We start from the raw sequence: 19,081 nt of genomic DNA, 5'->3' as shown, positions 1-19,081 counted from the left end.
AACAAGGACGGCCTTAGGCTGCGCCCACGAGGGAGCGCGGCCTTTTTCCGAAGAATCCAGGGAGATCCCCCGAATGGCAACGATCAACAAGGTTCAGGTCGGCGAAGCGCTCGTCGGCGACGGCAACGAGGTCGCTCACATCGACCTGATCATCGGACCGCGTGGTTCGCCGGCCGAGACCGCTTTCTGCAACGGCCTCGTGAACAACAAGCACGGCTTCACCAGCCTGCTCGCGGTCATCGCGCCGAACCTGCCGTGCAAGCCCAACACGCTGATGTTCAACAAGGTCACCATCAACGACGCCCGTCAGGCCGTCCAGATGTTCGGCCCCGCCCAGCACGGCGTCGCCAAGGCTGTTCAGGACGCGGTTGCCGAAGGCACCATCCCGGCTGCCGAAGCCGACGACCTGTTCATCCTGGTCGGCGTGTTCATCCACTGGGAAGCGGCCGACGACGCCAAGATCCAGAAGTACAACTACGAGGCCACCAAGCTCTCGATCGAGCGCGCCGTGCGCGGCGAGCCGAAGGCTTCGGTTGTCACCGAGCAGCGCAACTCCGCGACCCACCCCTTCGCAGCGAACGCTTAGATCGGGGACAGTCCTGGGCAGAGTTCGCCTCCGCCCGCACCGCGGGGCCTGCTCCAGCGACTGGCCTCCATCTTCCTTGGACGCTAACGAGATCGGGACGGCGCAAGCCGTCCCTTTCTTTTTGCGCGGACGGCTGTTTCGGCCGGCGCGAGACATATAGCGGAACCGATGCAGAACGGGGGCGGCAAGAGAATTCTGATCACGGGCGGTGCCGGCTTCCTCGGCTCGCATCTCTGCGAACGGCTGCTCGCGGACGGCCACGACGTTCTCTGCGTCGACAATTTCTTCACGGGCGCCCGCCGCAACGTCGCTCATCTGCTGCCGAACGCGCGCTTCGAACTGTTGCGCCACGACGTGACCTTTCCGCTCTACGTAGAGGTCGACGAGATCTACAATCTCGCCTGCCCGGCCTCGCCGGTGCACTACCAGCACGATCCGGTCCAGACGACGAAGACGAGCGTCATCGGCGCGATCAACATGCTCGGTCTCGCCAAGCGGCTGAAGGTCAAGATACTTCAGGCTTCGACATCGGAAGTCTACGGCGATCCCGAGATCCATCCGCAGACCGAGGAATACTGGGGCAACGTCAATCCGATCGGCTTCCGCTCGTGCTACGACGAGGGCAAGCGCTGCGCCGAGACGCTGTTTTTCGACTATCGCAGGCAGCATCGGCTCGAAACGAAGGTCGTGCGGATCTTCAACACCTACGGGCCGCGCATGCATCCGAACGACGGCCGCGTGGTCTCGAACCTCATCATGCAGGCGCTGCGCGCCGAGGACATCACCCTCTACGGCGACGGTCAGCAGACGCGATCCTTCTGCTACGTCGACGATCTCATCGAGGGGTTCGTGCGGATGATGGGCACCGTGCCGAACGTCACCGGGCCGATCAACATCGGCAATCCGGTGGAGAGCACGATCCGCGAACTCGCCGAGACGGTGATCGATCTGACCGGATCCTCGTCGAAACTCGTCTACCGGCCGCTCCCCCCGGACGATCCGCGCCAGCGCCGGCCGGATATTTCCAAGGCGCGGGACGTGCTCGGCTGGGAGCCGAAAGTCGCGTTGCGAGAAGGGCTCGCCCGCACGATCGCCTACTTCGAGAGCCATTCCGCCGAAGCCCGGTCCTAAGCGTGGCCGCTTAGCCGCGGAGCGCCCCGTCATGGATGGCCGAAGCGACGAGCGCCCCAGCGGCGCCGAGCGCCTGCAAGGCCACGATGTCGTCCGGCCCGCGCACGCCGCCTGCGGCGTGGATGGACACGGCGGGGGCCAGGATGATCGCCCGGGTCAGCGCCGCGTGATCCGGTCCCCCCTTGGCCCCAACGCTCGCAAGGGTCATCACGATGACATCGCGGGGCCAGCACGATGGATCGGCGTGCAGTTCCTGCGGTCCGAGCAACGCGCCGGCCCGACTGTCGAGAGAGAGCACGGACCGGTCACCGAGCGCCCGAACCAGAAGAAGATCGGTCTGGCTCTCGCTGCCGATCACCGGCCGCCCGAGGTCCTCTTCGAGGAACGACCCGACGCCCGCCAGATTCGAAAATCCGGCATCGACCCACAGCGCGACGTCGGGACAGGCCAAGCGAATCGCCCGGAGGCTTGCGAGGTCCGGCGCGCGGCCCTCCACGATGGCGTCGAGGTCGGCGACGTAGAGGATCCCGGCCGGGTATGCGGCGAGCAACCCGCAGGCGATATCGGCGGGCGCCGATCCGCTGGCCAAAGGGGTACGGATCGGGGCATAGGCGTCGCGGTCGCCCGCGCGGGCACGCACCACGCAGCCGCCGCGCAGATCGATCACCGGGATCACCCGGAACGTCATGTTGCCCCGCTTCCCTGGCGAGACCCCCGTGAGCCACGCCCCAGACGCCTCGAACCCCAAGAAAATCGGGTGGGATCTCGGGGGGGTGCATGTCAAGGCGGCGCTTGTCGAGGGCGGACGCGTCCGTGAGGCCGTGCAGGCACCGTGCAAGCTCTGGCGCGGCATTCCTGCTCTCGACGAGACCTTTTCGGGCTTGCCCGTATGGGCGCGGGGCGAGGCCGACCACGCCGTCACCATGACGGGCGAGCTGACCGACTGCTTCAAGGACCGCGCCGACGGTGTGGCCCAACTCGCCGCCTGGGCCGCCGCGAACCTGAAGGGCCGCGTGCGGATCTATGCCGGCCGCTCCGGATTCGTTGCGCCGGAGGCCGCCGAGGTCCACGGCGCCGACATCGCCTCGGCGAACTGGCACGCCACCGCCGCGCTGGTCGGTCGCCACGTCCCCAACGCGCTGCTGGTCGATATCGGCTCGACCACGTCGGACCTCATCCCGATCGTCGACGGCCGGCCCGCCTCGACCGGCTACAGCGACGCCGAGCGCCTGGAGACGGGCGAGCTCGTTTATTCCGGTGTCGTCCGCACCGCCCTGCCGGCGCTGGCGACGCACGCGCCCTGGGCAGGCCGGCGCACCGCCCTCATGGCCGAGTCCTTCGCAACCACCGCCGACATCCACCGCCTCCTCGGCGATCTCCCCGAGGGCGCCGACCAGCAGCACAGCGCCGATCTCAAGGGCAAATCGATCGCCGAATCAGAGACGCGCCTCTCCCGCATCATCGGCCGTGACCATGCCGAAGGTACGTCCAAGGAATGGCGCGCGCTCGCGGCATGGTTCGCCGAAGCCCAGCTCCGCCCCCTCCACGACGCTGCCGCGACGCTGCTCTCACGAAGCGATGTTTTCGCGGAATCGCCACTGGTGATCTGCGGCGCAGGCGCCTTCTTGGCGGAGCGTCTCGCTCAGCGCATCGGCCGCACATGTCGCGCTTTCACCGACGTGATTGCCGATGGTCTCACTGACCGCGGGGCCGATTGGGTCTCGACTTGTGGGCCGGCGGTGGCTGTCGGGCTGTTGACCGGGACCTGAGCGGGTCTCCAAGATAGCCACTGGTCCCGGTCTTGTCATCGCGAGCGTTGCGAAGCGACCCTCGGCCGCCTCGCTGCACTACGGCCCCCGGCACGCCATCACGCCCGCGGCCTCCACGACGCTGAGTGCCTTGCGCCGGACGTCGAGCGCGATGCCCGGCCGGTCCGCAACCAACGACGCCTCGCGCCCCAGAACCCGATCGCAGGCGCAGGAGGCGTACCCGGCCGCATCGTAGCAGGCGTCGTGGCTCATGCAGGCCGCATCGAGGTCGTCGGTGGGCGGCAGGCCTTCGCCGCGCTGGCCGGCGCCGCAATAGTTGCCGTGGAACAGCTCGGTGCCGGCCAGCACGTTGGCGAGGTTGCTGCTCGGCTCGCGCGGCGGTGCATCGGCTCCGCCGGAATTAAGGTCGTTGGCCGGACCGCCGGCCTTCGCGCCGGAGCCGCGCAAGGCCTTCGGGATCACCGAGCTCGATCCCGGCTCGGCTAGGCTCTCGGCATTGCGCGAATTCGGTTCGGACAGGTCCGGCAGCGGCGGCGGAGGTCCGGTGATCGCAGTCTCCTCGGTGGCCGATGGCGCCTCGGTCTGAGCCAGTGCACCGGAGGCGACGGTCAACAAGGCTAAGGCGAGCAGGGACTTGAACAGCATCACGGTGGTTGCACTCGCTTCGACCGGACCAGTAAGCCCCAGCTCGACAATCCGGTTCCGCCCATGCTTTGCGAAAGCCGTCACGGCGCGAGCTCGCACCGTTCCCACCCTCCACGCACGAGGCCCCCGCGCATGAGCGCTGCCAAGAAACTCGTCCGCATCCTGGCCACCCGCAGCGGCGAGGCCATCGAGCTCGCCTTCGCCACGGAAGGTGGTGGTACCGTCAAGGTGCTGGCCAGCGAGGAGCAGATCGATCAACTGGTCGACGAGCTGGAGGATATCCTGAACTCGCCGTCGGATAGCGATGACGCGTGAGACCGTGGCTTGAGCAGGCGAACGCCTTCGCTCATGCAAGGCTATGACCGGTTGGCGGAAGCGGATGGGAATCGAACCCACCGTACGCTGTTGGCGTACCACTGGTTTTGAAGACCAGGAGGGCCACCAGACCCCGTTCGCCTCCACCGACGGTGATAGCAGCCCTGCCCGGTGGCCGGCAATCGCTTTGGCTTGCGCGCAACCTAAATTTGGCCAGCCCTATGGTGGCGGGTTGCCGCAGGATGGCGTCCCGCGCCGCGTACTGCCTCGCTTTTTCGAATCGCCGAAAGGCGGCACGCTACGGCAAGTCCGAAAATCCGAATCGGCTGGAAGGGAGATGCCGCGATGTCGAAGGTCAGGACCTGCCTTTGGTTCGACAAGGATGGTGAAGCGGCCGTTCGCTTCTACGTTTCGATCGTCCCGGATTCTTCCGTCGAACATGTCCAGCGCTCGCCGGGGCCGTGGCCGGGCGGGCAGGCCGGCGATGCCATCGTGGTGAATTTTACGCTCGGCGGCCAGAGCTTCCAGGCACTCAACGGCGGCCGCGCAGCCGATTACGGAACGGCCGCTTCCCTCTCCGTCTCCTGCGCCGACCAGGCCGAGGTCGACCGGCTCTGGACCGCGCTCACCTCCGATGGCGGCTCGGAGATCATGTGCGGCTGGCTGCGCGACCGCTGGAGCGTTCCCTGGCAGATCGTCCCCGACATGCTCCCGCGCCTCCTGGGCGATCCGGACCCCGCCGTGGCAGCCCGCGTCTTCACCGCGATGCAGGGCATGATCAAGCTCGACGTCGCGGGGCTGGAGCGGGCAGCGGCTGGATGACCGGCCGAACGCCGGAAATCGAAAGAACCGGAGGACTCAAGCTGGACCACGGCGCAAATTCCGTGAGACAGCACCGCGAACCAGAGATAGGTTTGAGGACTTCACATGGGTTCGGAGCAGGACGGGGCGGACCGCCTGCCGGTCCTCATCCTGGGGGGGACGACGGAAGCCTCGGCGCTGGCGCGCGCTTTGGCCACCGCGCCGCGACTGGCGCTGACCCTGTCGCTCGCGGGACGCACGCTCAATCCGACACTGCCTAGGGTCCCGACACGGCTCGGCGGGTTCGGCGGGGCTGAAGGTCTGGCGGCCTGGATCGCCGGGCATCGCATCGCTCGTGTCGTGGACGCCACCCACCCCTTCGCCGCACGAATTTCGCGAAACGCCGCGACGGCCTGCGCCCAGACCGGCGTCATGCTGCTCGCCATACGTCGTCCGCCCTGGGACCGCATGGAGGGAGATCGCTGGATCGAGGTCGACGACATGGCGGCGGCGGCCGCCGCGGTCGGATCCGCACCGCGGCGCGTCTTCCTCACCATCGGCCGCCAGGAACTCGGCGCGTTCGCCGCCGCGCCGCAGCACGATTACGTCGCGCGAACCATCGAGCCCATCGGCGATGCTTTGTCGGTTCCAAGGCTCACGGAGATCACGGCGCGTGGGCCATTCACCCTGGCGGACGAGATCGCGTTTCTGCGCGAGGCCGGCATCGAAGTGCTCGTGACCAAGAATTCGGGGGGGACGGCGACCTCGGCAAAGATCGCAGCGGCCCGCGAGCTCGGGCTTTCCGTCATCATCCTTCGGCAGCCGAACATGCCGGACGTGCCGTCCGTGCCCGCCGTCGAGGGTGCGATTGCGTGGCTGAGCGGCTGCGTCTGAGGGTCGGAGCGTTCGGATCCGCTTCGCCTTCGCAGGTCCGGCTACGCCACCCCGGGCGAGGTGAGCTTCACCCAACGCCGAATGGCGGAGTCTCCCTGGTTCCGGTGGCGCAGCCGACGTCTTGTGAGAGATACTCGCTCACGATGTGGCTCCGGATTGGTTCGGCCTCCCCTCGGAAGCACCGAGGTGGGTCTCAGCCCTGTCCCGGCCACGCCGCGACGCCGATCAGGATCGGGTGGAGGAAGCGCGCGAAGAGGAACCACACGGCCGTTCCGGCGACCACGGCGACGATGTCCCGGGTCCAGCCCGCCGGTGCGGGTTTCGGCAACTTGCGCGCCGGCTCGTCGGCGCGGCGCTTCAGGCTGATGCGGGCCGCCACCGCCCATGCCAGAAAGCCACCGAACAGCAGGATCGAGCCGAGATCGCCGTTGGCCAGCAGATGCGCCGTCGCCCAGATCTTGATCGCGAGCAGCATCGGGTGCTTCACAGCCGCTTGGATGTGGCTCGGCCGCGGCCCCATCGCGGCGAGGCTGATGAAGGCGAACAGCGTCAGCGTGAGCGCGAGATGGCGCGTCCAGACCGGCGGATCCCAGACCGGGATCATCCCCTCCGCCCGGTAGAGGCCGAATCCGTAGATCATCAGCGCGAAGCCGAGGAGCGACAGGATGGTATAGGCCCCCTTGTAGCGGTTCTCGCCGAGGCGGCCGATCAGGTCGGCGCGGGGTCGGCGGAGCATGGTGAAGGCGTGCGTGCCGAGAAACAGCACGAGGCCGAGGATCAGGATCGCCATGGTTGTCCTAAGGGAGCCGTCGAATCCGTGGATGTCGGCCAACGCTGGGACCGTACCGAACCACTCTGTAATGATTCAAGACTGCTTTTTGGGGACGAAGTCCAGGCCGCTCCGATGATCCCACGCGTCTGTCTCACCCTCCTGGCGCTCGCCGGCCCCGTGCACGCGGCCGGCGATCCGCCGCTCTCGGCGCTGACGCTGGTCGGGCCGCCGATTCCGGTCTTCGTCGCCTCCCGCGATGCCTGCGACGGGGCCGACGTACCCGACGCACCCGCCCGCGCGTTTCGCGATGCGACGGGAGCGGTCGCTCTCTACGGGATGCACTACCGGAACCGGGCCCTGCGCGGCCCGGACCTCGACCACCTCAAGATCGACTGCCGCATCGTCCTCGATTCCGGCGAGCGGCCCGATCCGGCCGCCTACGACGACCGTTCCTGGATCACCGCGACCTGGACCGAGGACGGCAAGACCGTCGCCGCGCTGCTGCACCACGAATACCAGGCCAACGAACACCCGGGCCGCTGCCGCTCCAAGGTCTACATGGAGTGCTGGTACAATACCGTCCTCGGCGCCAGCTCGACGGATGGCGGCCTGACCTTCACCCGAAAAGCTCCGCCCGTGGTGGTGGCCGGCGCGCCCTTCCGCCAGGAAATCGACCAGGGGCGGCACCGGGGCTTCTTCAACCCCTCCAACATCTTTGCCGACGGCCGCTACCGCTACTTTTTTGCGTCGACCACGGGCTGGAACCAGCCCAGCAGCAGCCAGGAGCACGGCGTCTGCCTCTTTCGCACAGAGACGCCCGCCGACCCGTCGGGTTGGCGCGCCTGGACCGGCACCGCCTTCAAAGCCGCTTTCCCGGACCCGTACCGAACGGCACGGACAGGCACCGACACCTGCAAGCCGATCGCTCCGTTCCCCGCCCCAGTCGGCAGTGTCGTCCGTCATCGCACCAGCGGCGCCTTCATCGCCGTGTTCATGGCCAAGGCCGGGGACCGTTTCCCCCAGTCCGGCTTTTACTGGACGACCTCGCGCGACCTGCTGACCTGGGACGAGCCGCGGCTGCTGCTCGCCGGTGCGACGCTCTATGACGACCCCTGCCAGGCGGCCGGTGGGCTGATCGCCTATCCAGCACTGCTCGACCCGGCTGCGCAGGGGCGGAATTTCGACAATATTGGGGATACGGCCGCGTTGTTCTATGCGACGCTCGTGACGAAAGGCTGCGAGATTACCTCGGACCGCGATCTCGTCCGGCGGGCGGCGGCGATCAAAGTTTGGCCGTGACGAGCCCGACCCTACGACCCTAAGACGACAGTGTTTGCTATCGTCTAGGAAGGCTCGGGCCGCCGACGCGCAGGGTTCCTGATCGAGGATCGGTTTCCCACACCTGTTTTTCGGCATCGGGCCGTCGATCCGGTGCCCGACGTCAATACAATCTGGCGACTCTGCCAAGCGCAGACAGGCATCGTAGCGGACCCCAAACGACTAGCCTCCGGGGGGCGGATCCTTCCATGGATACTGCCCTCCCGGAGCGCTTCGGTCGTCTTCGACCACATTTGCCTCTAGCGTCGATTGCCCCGTCGCACGCGAGGGCTTCGCGGCTGCTGGATTCTTGAGGAAGATCCCGCCACCCTCCCAACTCAAAAGCGACGAAGCGAGCGCGCTGCGGTCTGCATTTGTTTCGCTCGCCACATGATACTTGAGAGCGTTCACCAAATCTTCTGGAACATCGAGCGTAAAATCATTCAAATATTTATCTTTGACTTCGTCGAATTTCGTCCTGCGTGCAAGGTAGACCGCAAGCTCTAAAAGATCGGCGGCATTGATGCGAACCGTTTTGTTTATGGCGATGAACTTCACCTGTATTTTCCGTTTACCGATGCGTTTTACCGTCATCATATTGCTCCGCTTGTACGATTGATAGCATTGGCTACGGAGAGATTCGATTAAGCGCACGTGGAATTGCGATGATTGAATTCTGAGTGGAATAGTCGCGTTGCTGATTGAGTTCCTGAGAAGCAAGAATATCTACGTTATTTGAAGCTCGGCCGATCCTTGCGATTTGATTTGCGCGTGCCGTCACAAATCCCCCTTTCGAGGGCTCAAGGCTAAGTAGAATGATGACCTTATGAAGATCCGTGCGATTGTTCTCATTCGTGAATTGGAGGAACGTCGGCGTCAAGCGACTTACGACAGGATTCAAAGCGATTCCGGGATTAATATTTGCCGTGACCTTCGTTGTGAATGTGACGGTGTCCGCAACAGTCGGGATCAGCGGCTTTTCTTTGGAGCCAGTTAAATTACCCGACTTGTTGAGGTCGAGAAACGTCTTTACCAACTCCTGGATTCTCGTCGTGCCGGCAATGGGATAGTGCCAATTGGGCTCGTACGGCTGAAAACTCTCGCAATATTTGTGGAATTTTTCCGACTTTATAAAATCCTCAAAGTTGTCAAAAATTCGAAAATTGCGCTCAACCTCGCGGGTCTTCTCGTCCTTGAACGTCAAAGGAACCTTGTCCTGTTGGCCAAAGCTGTTGCCAACAAAATCAAGACCCGCACCATGATTATTGACCTCGGTGTTATCCAAGGTAAAATCATAACTGAACGAAGTTCTGGAAAAAAAATTTAAAGTTCTTCTAATTCCTGGATTGAGTTTTTTCCAGTCAAGCTCGTAGAGATACATAAAGTATTTGCCTGTAGCCGGATCTTTGGTGTAAAGCCTACGGGTCAGCTCGGCTCCCGTCATCGTCCCATAAGCCGGTACGTCGTCGTAGAGGTCGAACTGCTTGAACACGAACCCCCGTGCCGCATATCGGGTTTCACATCTTATATGCTGGACGATCTCATAAGTATTAAGGCCCGTCGTATCAGTGACCAATGGATATATTGAACACGCGGATACGTTCAATGCTAATACCAACGTCACTACACGGGCTAAATTCAAACAAGTCCACATAAGATAGCCCGAATTGCTAGAGCCGCCACGCGTTGATTTCCGTATCTTAAGATCGTTGAAGCATAAATTTTCGGTTCAGTCTGATGCAGTTTAGCAACATGAGATATGCGTCGATGTGATTTTCATCGAAAATTCTCCAACTTAGAACACCTAGCATAAATCAATATATTTATATAATATTTTGGATACTTGTTGCCAAACTAAGAAGAAATGCCGTCATTTTGCAAATTAAATATCCGTGGATAAATAATAAATAAGCATATATATGCAAAAATACTGACTGCTGCTTTATCAGCCATAGGCCTATTTTGGCGTGCTTTATTTTTTGCATTCAGAGTCAGAAGCCAAGGATTTCCTCTCTGCCTACCTCGTAAGTCAACGCGACGTTCCGACGCCGAACTCGATTGCCGCCCGGCCCCACCGCATCGTCAAGCGCCTGGTCCGCTAAGGCGACACGCGGCAGAGGCTCGGCACCCGGGACCGCGCGGTTGACCGGCGCCGGAAGCGCCGGATTCCGACGGTGGCGATGCGGCACGCCCCGCGCTACAGCGGATGGACGCAGGGTGTCAGGTTCCGATGGTCGTCGTCCGCTCGCTCGCCTTCAACATTCTCTTCTACATCGCGACGGCCGTGATCGCGCTGGTCGGCCTGCCTGTTCTCGTCTCGCAGAAGGCGACCCTGCGATACGCGCAGTTCTGGGGGCACGTGTCGATCTGGCTGCTGCGGGTGGTGGCCGGCACGCGGGTCGATTTTCGCGGGATCGACGCCCTGCCGAAAGGCCCGCTGGTGATCGCGGCCAAGCACCAGTCGACGCTCGAGACGCTGGCGCTGACGATCCCCTTCGAAAAATTCACCTACGTGCTCAAGCGCGAACTGATGTGGATCCCACTGTTCGGCTGGTATCTCGGCCGCTCCGGTATGGTGCCGATCGATCGCGCCAAGGGTGCTCGCACCATGGCGAAGCTCAACGAGGCCGCGGCGCAGGCGATCCGCGAGGGGCGACAGCTCATCATCTTTCCCGAGGGCACGCGCCGCGCCGCCGGGGCGCCCTCCGCCTACAAACAGGGGCTCTCGCATCTCTACGTGGCGCTCGGCGTGCCCTGCGTGCCGGTGGCGCTGAATTCCGGCCTGTACTGGCGCCGCCACAGCTTCTGGCGGCTGCCGGGGACTTGCGTCATCGAGTTTCTGCCCCCGATCCCGCACGGCCTCGGTCGGCCGGAGTTTCTGGCGGAGGTGCAGGCCCGGATCGAGACGGCCTCGAATGCGCTGCTCGTGGAAGGCCGGGCGGATCTGGCGGAGCAGGGGCTGCCGGCGCCGGTGTTCGATGGGACGGGGCAGGGGTCCGGGGCGGTTTGAGCGGTTTTCGGCTTGGCGCCGACGCCGTTCAACCGAGGGCCGCAACAGAATCGGCAACCTCCACGATCCTCATGCTGAGACGCCCGCGCCAGCGGGCCTCGAAGCACAGTCAAGGCTGATCCAAAACGCGGACGCATCGTTTGGCTCGAGCCTTGGTGGTTATCCAGACTGCGTCCGGCAGCACGCACGAGTAACGATTATAGCAGGACCGTCGGCCGTGCTTCGAGGCTCGCTGCGCGAGCACTTCAGCATGAGGGGCGTCGTGGATTGCAGGACCGTATGGATCAGCTCTGCTTTGGCGGCTGTCCCATCTCCGCCCGCAACCCGTCGCGAAACAAGGCGATCGGCCGGCGCAGGCGGCCCGTGGCCGGGCGGTGGACCAGCCAGGAGCGGATCTGCGGGGCGAAGTTCTGCACGGCAACGATCCGGATACGGTCGCGGAACGGGCTCTGCGCGAGTTTGCCCGGCGTGACGATCGCGAGGCCCATGCCGCGGGCTACCAGCGAGAGCCGGAGATCGACGCTCGGCGCCTCGACGCCGACCGTAAGGCTCAGGCCCTCGGCCTCCATGCGCCGGCGCAACGTCGTGCGGAAGCCGCAGCCGTCCTGGCTGGTGACCCAGGGGTGGCGGGCGAGGTCGGCGAGGGTGGCCGCCTCGGGCAGGTCTAGGGCGCGCCCGGCGACGACGACGACCGATTGGGTCAGAAGCGCCTCGGCCACCAGATCCTCGGATGGGCGGCCCGATTCGGGCAGGGTGATCGCGGCCGCGTCGATCTGGTTTCGCGCGACCTGCTCGATCAGCAGCGGCGACCAGCCCGATGTCAGCCGAACGGTGAGGTCGGGGAAGGTCTCGCGCAGGGCATCGATCGGCGCTGCCAGGGCCGCCTCGGACAGGTCGATCGTGACGCCGATTCGCAGCTCGCCGCGAATCGCCCCGTTCGGCGAGGTGCCACTGCGCAGGTCTTCGATCGACTGGATCACCCGGCGGCCGTGCTCGTAGGCCTCCCGGCCCGCCTCCGTCGGGCGCAGCGGCTTGGCCGGTCGCTCGAACAGCTGGATGCCGAGCTGTTCTTCGAGGTTCTGCACCCGCCGCGTCACGCCGGGCTGAGTCAGGTTCAGCCGGGCCGCGGCAGCCATCAGCGAGCCGGTCTCGACGACGGCCAGAAAAGCCTCGAGGTCGTTCGTGTTCATGCGAGAACCGCATGTTGTGGTGAATGATTATTGATTTGTATCATAGATCCCTCTGCCGCACATCCCTCCCATCGAGACATCGACAGGAGGGAGCGATGACAGCGACCGTGCACGGTCTGGCCCGGGGCCGCCCGGCGCCGCCGGCGATGGTGGCCGGCGGGCAAGGCATTCCGCGGGGGACCGTCTGGTTCCTCGCGATCTCGGTCGGCGTGATCATCGTGGACCTCACCGCGCCACAGACGCTGATCGGGGTGATCGCGCCCGACCTCGGCATCGCGGATGGCTGGGCCGGCCTCGTCGGTACGGCCAGCCTGCTCGGCTACGCGGCCGGGCTGTTCTTCCTGGTCCCGCTGTCGGACAAGATCGAGAATCGCGGACTCGTCATCGGGATGCTCTCCGTCGCGGTTCTCTCCGCCGTCGGGGCCGCCCTGGCCCCGACGGCCCTGCCGTTCCTCGCCCTGCTCTTCGTGCTCGGCGCCGCCTGCTCCGCCATCCAGGTTCTCGTGCCGATCGCGGCCGCGATGGCACGGGAATCCGAGCGCGGCGAAGTGGTCGGCGACGTGATGAGCGGGCTGATGGTCGGCATCCTGCTTTCCCGCCCCCTCGCCAGCCTCGTCGCCGACGCCCTCGGCTGGCGCGCTTTCTACGTGCTGTCCGGGGTGAGCATGGCCGTGCTGATCCCGCTGATGCGCACGCGCCTGCCGGTGCGCCGCCCGGAGACGAAGGCAGGTTATCCCGCCCTGGTGGCGTCGCTCTGGTCCCTCGTGCGGGCCGAGCCCGTGCTGCGCCGTCGCTCGCTGACGGCCGCCCTCGGGATGGCCGCCTTCACGGTGTTCTGGACGGCCATCGCCCTGCGGCTGTCGCAGGCGCCGTTCGGGCTCGATCAGCGCCACATCGCGGTGTTCGCCCTCGTCGGCGCCAGCGGTGCGATCGTGGCGCCGCTCGCCGGCCGGGCCGGGGACCGCGGCTGGACGCGTCCGCTCAGCATCGCGGCCCATGCCGTGACGATCCTCGGCTTCGGCTTCGCGATCTGGGCCGACCGTCTCGGCGGCCCGTTCTGGTGGCCGCTGGTGCTGCTCGGGCTGGCGGCGATCGTGCTCGATATCGGCGTCTTCACCGACCAGACCCTCGGGCGCCGGGCCATCAACCTCCTGGCACCGGAAGCGCGGGGACGGCTCAACGCGCTCTTCGTCGGCATCTTCTTCCTCGGCGGTTCGGTCGGTTCGGCGGCGGCGGGATATGCCTGGGCCCAGGGCGGCTGGCCGCTGGTCTGCGCCGCCGGCGCCGGCTTCGGCGCGCTGTCGCTGCTCTCGGACTTCGTGGGCGACCGCGCATCGGGGGGATGACGGCCGCAGGCTTGCGGAGCCGCGGCACGGCTCCGCATAAGCCCGGGCATGATCCAAGCCGCCACGCTGACGCCCCTCACCAATCGGCGCATCCTGGCGCTCGCCATTCCGGCAACGCTGGCAAGCGTGACGACCCCGCTCATCGGCTTCGTCGGGGCGACGGTGATCGGGCGGCTGGGCGATGCGGCTCTGCTCGGTGCCGTGGCGCTCGGCGGGGTGGTGTTCGACGCGATTTTCTGGAGCTTCGGGTGCTTGCGCATGGCCACAGCCGGGCTGACGGCGCAGGCGGTGGGCGCGCGGGACGATACCGAGGTTGCGCGCACGCTGGCGCGCTCGCTCGCGGCCGGTGCCCTCATCGGCCTCGTCCTGGTCCTGGCGCAGATCCCGATCGCGGCACTCGTCGCGCTCGTCAGCGGCGCCAGCCCGGACGTGCTCATGGGGCTAGCGATCTACTTCCACATCCGCATCTTCGCGGCACCGTTCACGCTGGCGAACTACGCCATCCTCGGATCCGTTCTCGGGCGCGGGCGGACGGATCTCGGGCTGCTGATCCAAGTCGCGATCAACCTCACCAACATCGCCCTGACGCTGGCGCTGGTGATCGGCTTCGGGCTCGGCATCACTGGAGCCGCCATCGCCGCCCTGATCTCGGACGTGGCCGGGACGGCGCTCGGCCTCGCCGTCGTCCACCACCTCGGCACCCGGCCCTTCGCGGTGCGCCGGGCCGACGTGCTCGATGCGGCAGCTCTGGCGCGGACGCTCAAGATCAATGCCGACGTGCTGATTCGAACCCTCGCCCTCGTCGCGGCGATCGTGCTGTTCGCCGCAATCGGTGCGCGCTTCGGCGACGTCACCCTCGCGGCGAATGCCGTGCTCTGGAATCTCTTCCTGATCGGCGGCTTCTTCCTCGACGGCTTCACCGTCGCCTCAGAGGCGGCTTGCGGTCAGGCGGTGGGCGCGCGGAACCGCCACGCTTTCGCGGTCGCCGCGCGGCTCAGCCTGCTCTGGAGCCTCGGCTTCGGGGTCGCGGTGAGCGCGTTGTCATACGCCGGCGGCAGCGCCTTCATCGATACGGTGACGACGAATCCGGAGGTGCGCCTCGCGGCCTACGGCTATCTGCCGCTCGCGGCAGCGGCGCCTTTCTTCGCGGCGCTGCCCTTCGCCATGGACGGCATCTTCGTCGGCGCGACCTGGACCCGGGCGATGCGCGACCTGATGATGGCGGCCGTCGTCGCCTATCTGCTGGCGCTGGTCGGCTTCCAGGCGCTTGGCTGGGGCAATGCCGGACTTTGGGGCGCCTTCCTGTTGTTTCTCGCCGCCCGCGGCATCGGGCAGGCGATCGTCTATCCGAGGCTGAGCCGCCGGACGTTTCCCGACGACGCATGAACTCGAGTGCGCATGAAAAAGCCGCCCATCGAAAATGGGCGGCCCATCGTCAGGCGGAACCTCAAACCGGCAAAGGATCAGTTCCGGGCGGCCATCATGTCGTGGGAGAGCACTGCAAGCTTGCCGATGAGGCTGGCGACGTCGCCGTTGGTGCAGGACCACTGCGTGCCGATGGCGGCGCCGTCATTGGAGACGGAGACCACGGCGACCGAGCGGAGCTTGCCTTCGCGGGCGAGCTGGAGCTGGTCCTGCAGGACCTGGATCACGGAGGCGACGTTCTCGTCGGCCACCGCCTCGGCGGCGCTGATCGGGAACCGCAGCACGGCGGCGTCGGAGAGGATGCGATCGGGCTTGGACATTCAGGCGACTCGTCGGGGCTTGAGTTGCGTCTGACCGAGCGGACCTGCCTGCAGGCGCTCGACGAGGGAGGCGAGAGAATCGGGAAGCGCGGCATCGCGCTCCACGGCGAGGGATTTTCCGATGGCCATGGCGACCCCTTTGGTCACCCGGGCGATGGAGAGACCGCCTTGATCGCGGGTCCCTCCGAAAGACTGTGCCGTGTGGAGCGGGCGGGACTGGAGGAAGCTGGCGGCGGGATCGATCATGGCATCGGGGCTCGCTGTCGCTTTCGTTGAGCGATCCTGCGCCGGGCATCGCGTCATGAAAATGGCGGCGCGGTGGTCATGCTTCGTCATTTCGCCGGGTGTGATTTCTATGAGACACGCCATTGGGCAAGCGATACCGCCGGCTCATTTCGGATCCTGCCAGCCGGTAGCGCGCGGACTCTGCGTGCTGCCGGTGGTCTCCGTGCGGGGCTGGAGATCGATCTCGGAGACGGGGCGAGGGCGCGCCACGGCCGGGCCCCGCTCGGCAAGGTGCGCGCGCTGCACCACGGGGCGATCGGCGCGCCGGCGATAGGCGGAACGGGAGCGGCGGGCGTAGCGCGAGCGCGTGCTCGGCGTATTCGAGCCGATGAAGCCGCCGGCCACGGCGCCGACCACCGCGCCGACAGGGCCACCGACGAGGGCGCCGGCCACCGCGCCGGTGCCGACCCCGACCACCGTATTGTCGGCGGCCGTCGCGGCGACCGGGACCGACAATCCCGCCAGCAGGACCAGACCGAAGCAAGTTCTTCTCAAGGCGACCGCCCTCCGACCAAATCGAAGCCGTCGTGTCGCGTGGGATCGTGACGAAACATTGACCGGCAATGCTTGGCCGGACGCAATCAAATCTCGGCCGTGCTGAAAAAGGCACAGCACAATCTTTAATGCTTACGCTTCTTCTCGCGCCCCGATCGCCGACAGGGCCCGTCCGAGGACGAGCACCAGCGGAACGATCGCCAGCGCCGTCAGCGCTGCGGCCAGGACGCCGACGGTCTCGCCGGTGCGGTCGGCCAAGGCTCCGTAGGCGATGGGGGCGAGGCCGCCGGAGCCGATCACCGCCGTGTAGAACAGGGCGAAGGCGCGGCCGACGTCGCCGCTCGGCGCGAGTTCCGGCACCGTCCCGTAGAGCACCGACGAGGTGCCGTTGAGGAACACGCCGATCACCGGCAGCACCGCGAGGGTGGCGGTCAGCGGCAGGGGGATCGTCACGGCGATCAGAAGAGCGGTAGCGAGTTCGGTGGCGACGACGCTACGGACCACGCCGAGACGCGCGCCGAGCCAGCCGCAGGCCGCCTTGCCGAGCGCACCGCCGGCGAAGACGAGAGCGAGACTCAGACCCACCATCGCCTGATCGCCCCCCTTGGCGTGGAGCAGGAACGGCAGGAACAGCAGGTAGCCCATGCGCGTCGCGGTATCGAGCGCGCCGACGGCAAGCAGAAGCCGGAAACCGCGGCGATCTCCTGTACCTGCACGCGCACCGGCTTTGTCCTGGCGGACCGCGATCCGGCGCGGCAGGACCGGCAGCAGGGCGGCGGCGACGGCGACGCCCACCAGCGCCATCAGGCCGCCGACGGTGCGCCAGGCGAGCAGTCCCAGCAGCAGAGCGACGACGACGGGAAACACGGCTTTGCCGAGGTCGCCGGAGAAATTGTAGATCCCGAGCGGCCCGCGCGCGGCGTTGCCATAGGCCTGGGTGACGAGGAGCGAGCCGCGCGGGTGCTGGATGCTCGATCCGATACCCGCCAGCGCCAGCCCGGCACAGAGCCCCCAGAAGCTCCCCGTCAGCGCCATCACGCCGAATCCCGCCGCCGCGACGAGCGTGGAGAGAACGAGCGCCATGCGGATGGGCCAGCGGGCCACGAGGCGGTCGGCCGGTACCTGCAGGCCGCCCATGGTGCCATAATAGAGGCTGCGCATTGCAGCGACGCCGGCATAGGAGAGGCCGAACTCGGACTGCCAGACGGGCAGCAGCACGTAGAGCAGATCGGTGTAGCCGTCGTGCAGGGCGTGAGCGAGACAGGCGCCGGTGAGGCTGCGGCGCTGATAGACCCCGCCGGTCCTCGTGTCGTCGGGCGACGACAGCAGCTGCGATCCGGCCAACGGTAGCGTTCCGCTCACGCTCGCATTCCTTTCCGCGTCCGAGCACCCTGGTCTCGGACCCTACACCCGTGAGTTTCCGGCGATCAGACGCTATCGTCTCGCGATACGTGTGAGCCGTTCTCACGGATCGAGGTCCCGCGATGCGCCGATTACCGCCGCTCCATGCGCTCCGCGTGTTCGAGGTCGCCGCGCGCACCGGCAGCTATGCCGCCGCGGGCACCGAGCTCGGGCTGACGCATGGAGCGGTCAGCCGACAGATCGCGGCGCTGGAAGCCTGGCTCGGGCAGCGGCTGTTCGTGCGCGTCGGCCGGAGCATGGCGGCGACGCCGGCGGCGCGGGCCTTCGCAGAGGAAGTGAGTTTGACCTTCGACCGTCTCACGGAGGCGGCCGAAGCCTGCGGCCGGACGGAGGCGCGGCGCGTGATCCGCGTCAGCGCTCCCTCGACCTTCGCCATGCGTTGGCTGATTCCGCGGCTTGACCGTTTCCGGGCGGCGCGACCGGAAACGGAGGTGACGGTCGCGACCACGACGACGCTGAACGACGCCCTGCGCGGCGGGTTCGATCTCGCGATCCGGCGCGGGGAGGAGCCTTGGCCGCAGTTCCGCGCGGTGCCGTTCCTGACCGAGACCGACACGCTCGTCGTCAGCCCGACGCTGGTGGCGACCGCGCCGCTGGCCTCGCCCATCGACCTGTCGCGGCACGTGCTGCTCGCCACGGAGACCCGCCCGAACGACTGGTCGGAATGGCTTGCCGCTGCCGGGGCGCCGCGCATGGCCGGCGCGCGTCGGCGCGTCTTCGACCACTTCTTCGTGACGCTCCAGGCTGTGGAGGACGGGCTCGGTCTCGGCATCGGGCCGTTCCCGGTGCTCGCGACCGCCGTTGCCGCCGGTCGGCTGGTCGCGCCGTTCCCGGAGATCGGCGTCGCCCGGCCCGGCTACGTCGCCCTGACGCCCTACGATGCCGACAAGACGCCCTCGCACGCCGCCTTCGTCGAATGGCTCGTAGAGGAGGGCAGGGCGGCTACAATTCGCCCGTGAGGAACTGCGCGCGGCCGTGGCCGAAGCTCCAGTCCTCGTCGGTGTTCTCGACGGTGGAGACCATGACGTCGGCCGGGGCGATGCCGCAGGCGGCCTGCAGCTTCTCGGTGAGGAGGCGGTAGAACAGTTCCTTCTTCTCGCGCCCACGCGGCCGGGTGGTCATCTGTACCACGACCACGTCCTTGGTACGGGGGATGCCGAGGCCGGTGTCCTCGACGATCATGCGCGAGGGCTTGTGCTCCGTGACGATCTGGTAGCGGTCGCCCGAGGGCACCTGGAAGGCCTCCAGCATCGCCTCGTGCGCGGCGTCGAGAAGCGTCTTGAGTTCGGCCTTGGAACGGCCCTCGATGAGATCGAAGCGGAGCAGCGGCATCGTCGGACTTTCGGCACGGGATGGAT

The 19,081-nt window shown here is 66.4% G+C and carries 22 protein-coding genes and 1 tRNA gene; 11 read left to right on the top strand and 12 right to left on the bottom strand.

All coding sequences use genetic code 11. The features are described 5' to 3' along the window. Positions 1-73 precede the first annotated feature (73 nt). Both fae and MHA02_RS19385 read left to right on the top strand, forming a co-directional pair. Complete coding sequence (gene fae, locus MHA02_RS19390; RefSeq protein WP_147081803.1) at positions 74-586, top strand: 5,6,7,8-tetrahydromethanopterin hydro-lyase; 513 nt, start codon at positions 74-76, stop codon at positions 584-586. A gap of 168 nt (positions 587-754) precedes the next feature. Then, on the top strand, positions 755-1,717 hold the full coding sequence (locus tag MHA02_RS19385; protein ID WP_147081801.1) for a UDP-glucuronic acid decarboxylase family protein: 963 nt from the start codon (positions 755-757) through the stop codon (positions 1,715-1,717). Between the two features lie 10 nt (positions 1,718-1,727). On the opposite strand, the gene MHA02_RS19380 is transcribed toward MHA02_RS19385, so the two are convergent. Further along, positions 1,728-2,405, bottom strand: a complete 678-nt coding sequence (locus MHA02_RS19380; protein ID WP_147081799.1) for a HisA/HisF-related TIM barrel protein — start codon at positions 2,403-2,405, stop codon at positions 1,728-1,730. On the opposite strand from MHA02_RS19380, the gene MHA02_RS19375 reads away from it, so the two are divergent. Further along, positions 2,404-3,486, top strand: coding sequence for a hydantoinase/oxoprolinase family protein (locus MHA02_RS19375; protein WP_147081797.1), 1,083 nt, complete (start codon positions 2,404-2,406; stop codon positions 3,484-3,486). The two genes, MHA02_RS19380 and MHA02_RS19375, sit on opposite strands and share 2 nt — an antisense overlap. A gap of 78 nt (positions 3,487-3,564) precedes the next feature. On the opposite strand, the gene MHA02_RS19370 is transcribed toward MHA02_RS19375, so the two are convergent. Further along, complete coding sequence (locus MHA02_RS19370) at positions 3,565-4,131, bottom strand: phospholipase A2 family protein (RefSeq protein ID WP_238180406.1); 567 nt, start codon at positions 4,129-4,131, stop codon at positions 3,565-3,567. Between the two features lie 132 nt (positions 4,132-4,263). Here MHA02_RS19370 and MHA02_RS19365 point away from each other — a divergent pair, with 132 nt between their 5' ends. Continuing rightward, positions 4,264-4,446, top strand: coding sequence for a hypothetical protein (locus MHA02_RS19365; RefSeq protein WP_147081795.1), 183 nt, complete (start codon positions 4,264-4,266; stop codon positions 4,444-4,446). A 52-nt stretch (positions 4,447-4,498) separates the two neighbouring features. Here MHA02_RS19365 and MHA02_RS19360 read toward each other — a convergent pair. Next, positions 4,499-4,591: transfer RNA gene (locus MHA02_RS19360), tRNA-Sec, on the bottom strand. Positions 4,592-4,791: 200 nt separating this feature from the next. Between MHA02_RS19360 and MHA02_RS19355 the strand changes: the two genes are divergently transcribed. Next, the gene (locus MHA02_RS19355) at positions 4,792-5,268 is read left to right on the top strand and encodes a VOC family protein (RefSeq protein ID WP_147081793.1); all 477 of its coding nucleotides are present in this window, start codon (positions 4,792-4,794) and stop codon (positions 5,266-5,268) included. 105 nt (positions 5,269-5,373) lie between these two features. Then, positions 5,374-6,141: a cobalt-precorrin-6A reductase gene (locus MHA02_RS19350; RefSeq protein WP_147081791.1), complete on the top strand. Its 768-nt coding sequence runs from the start codon at positions 5,374-5,376 to the stop codon at positions 6,139-6,141. 193 nt (positions 6,142-6,334) lie between these two features. Here MHA02_RS19350 and MHA02_RS19345 read toward each other — a convergent pair whose 3' ends face one another. Further along, the gene (locus MHA02_RS19345; RefSeq protein WP_147081789.1) at positions 6,335-6,931 is read right to left on the bottom strand and encodes an NnrU family protein; all 597 of its coding nucleotides are present in this window, start codon (positions 6,929-6,931) and stop codon (positions 6,335-6,337) included. A 114-nt stretch (positions 6,932-7,045) separates the two neighbouring features. Here MHA02_RS19345 and MHA02_RS19340 point away from each other — a divergent pair, with 114 nt between their 5' ends. Further along, positions 7,046-8,212, top strand: coding sequence for a hypothetical protein (locus MHA02_RS19340; protein ID WP_147081787.1), 1,167 nt, complete (start codon positions 7,046-7,048; stop codon positions 8,210-8,212). 201 nt (positions 8,213-8,413) lie between these two features. On the opposite strand, the gene MHA02_RS19335 is transcribed toward MHA02_RS19340, so the two are convergent. After that, on the bottom strand, positions 8,414-8,824 hold the full coding sequence (locus tag MHA02_RS19335; RefSeq protein ID WP_170249355.1) for a hypothetical protein: 411 nt from the start codon (positions 8,822-8,824) through the stop codon (positions 8,414-8,416). Positions 8,825-8,858: 34 nt separating this feature from the next. Further along, a complete protein-coding gene (locus tag MHA02_RS19330) occupies positions 8,859-9,884 on the bottom strand; it encodes a Y4kA family protein (RefSeq protein ID WP_497801054.1) in 1,026 nt (341 codons plus the stop codon). Positions 9,885-10,460: 576 nt separating this feature from the next. On the opposite strand from MHA02_RS19330, the gene MHA02_RS19325 reads away from it, so the two are divergent. Further along, positions 10,461-11,240, top strand: coding sequence for a lysophospholipid acyltransferase family protein (locus tag MHA02_RS19325; RefSeq protein WP_147081781.1), 780 nt, complete (start codon positions 10,461-10,463; stop codon positions 11,238-11,240). A gap of 284 nt (positions 11,241-11,524) precedes the next feature. On the opposite strand, the gene MHA02_RS19320 is transcribed toward MHA02_RS19325, so the two are convergent. After that, the gene (locus MHA02_RS19320; protein ID WP_147081779.1) at positions 11,525-12,430 is read right to left on the bottom strand and encodes a LysR family transcriptional regulator; all 906 of its coding nucleotides are present in this window, start codon (positions 12,428-12,430) and stop codon (positions 11,525-11,527) included. Between the two features lie 95 nt (positions 12,431-12,525). On the opposite strand from MHA02_RS19320, the gene MHA02_RS19315 reads away from it, so the two are divergent. Next, positions 12,526-13,776 carry an MFS transporter gene (locus MHA02_RS19315; RefSeq protein ID WP_238180401.1) on the top strand — a complete coding sequence of 417 codons (1,251 nt, stop codon included), beginning with the start codon at positions 12,526-12,528 and terminating at the stop codon, positions 13,774-13,776. Positions 13,777-13,824: 48 nt separating this feature from the next. Beyond that, a complete protein-coding gene (locus MHA02_RS19310) occupies positions 13,825-15,162 on the top strand; it encodes an MATE family efflux transporter (protein ID WP_147081777.1) in 1,338 nt (445 codons plus the stop codon). Positions 15,163-15,239: 77 nt separating this feature from the next. On the opposite strand, the gene MHA02_RS19305 is transcribed toward MHA02_RS19310, so the two are convergent. The 4 genes from MHA02_RS19305 to MHA02_RS19290 form a co-directional block, all read right to left on the bottom strand. Beyond that, a complete protein-coding gene (locus MHA02_RS19305) occupies positions 15,240-15,521 on the bottom strand; it encodes a hypothetical protein (RefSeq protein ID WP_147081775.1) in 282 nt (93 codons plus the stop codon). After that, positions 15,522-15,767 (bottom strand): hypothetical protein, encoded by a 246-nt coding sequence (locus tag MHA02_RS19300; protein WP_238180400.1) that lies wholly within the window; start codon positions 15,765-15,767, stop codon positions 15,522-15,524. It abuts the gene before it with no gap. Positions 15,768-15,911: 144 nt separating this feature from the next. Continuing rightward, a complete protein-coding gene (locus MHA02_RS19295; protein WP_147081771.1) occupies positions 15,912-16,301 on the bottom strand; it encodes a hypothetical protein in 390 nt (129 codons plus the stop codon). Between the two features lie 132 nt (positions 16,302-16,433). Next, entirely contained in the window at positions 16,434-17,645 is a 1,212-nt protein-coding gene (locus MHA02_RS19290) for an MFS transporter (RefSeq protein WP_147081854.1), read from the bottom strand. Between the two features lie 140 nt (positions 17,646-17,785). On the opposite strand from MHA02_RS19290, the gene MHA02_RS19285 reads away from it, so the two are divergent. Then, complete coding sequence (locus MHA02_RS19285; RefSeq protein ID WP_147081769.1) at positions 17,786-18,682, top strand: LysR substrate-binding domain-containing protein; 897 nt, start codon at positions 17,786-17,788, stop codon at positions 18,680-18,682. Here the strand turns inward: MHA02_RS19285 and MHA02_RS19280 are convergent. Then, entirely contained in the window at positions 18,666-19,055 is a 390-nt protein-coding gene (locus MHA02_RS19280; RefSeq protein WP_147081767.1) for a tautomerase family protein, read from the bottom strand. The genes MHA02_RS19285 and MHA02_RS19280 overlap by 17 nt on opposite strands. Positions 19,056-19,081: the final 26 nt, after the last annotated feature.

This window comes from Methylobacterium haplocladii (assembly GCF_007992175.1).
GTDB lineage: Bacteria > Pseudomonadota > Alphaproteobacteria > Rhizobiales > Beijerinckiaceae > Methylobacterium > Methylobacterium haplocladii.
Note: the sequence above shows the minus strand (reverse complement) of the source record. Positions and strands in the feature narration are given on the sequence as shown.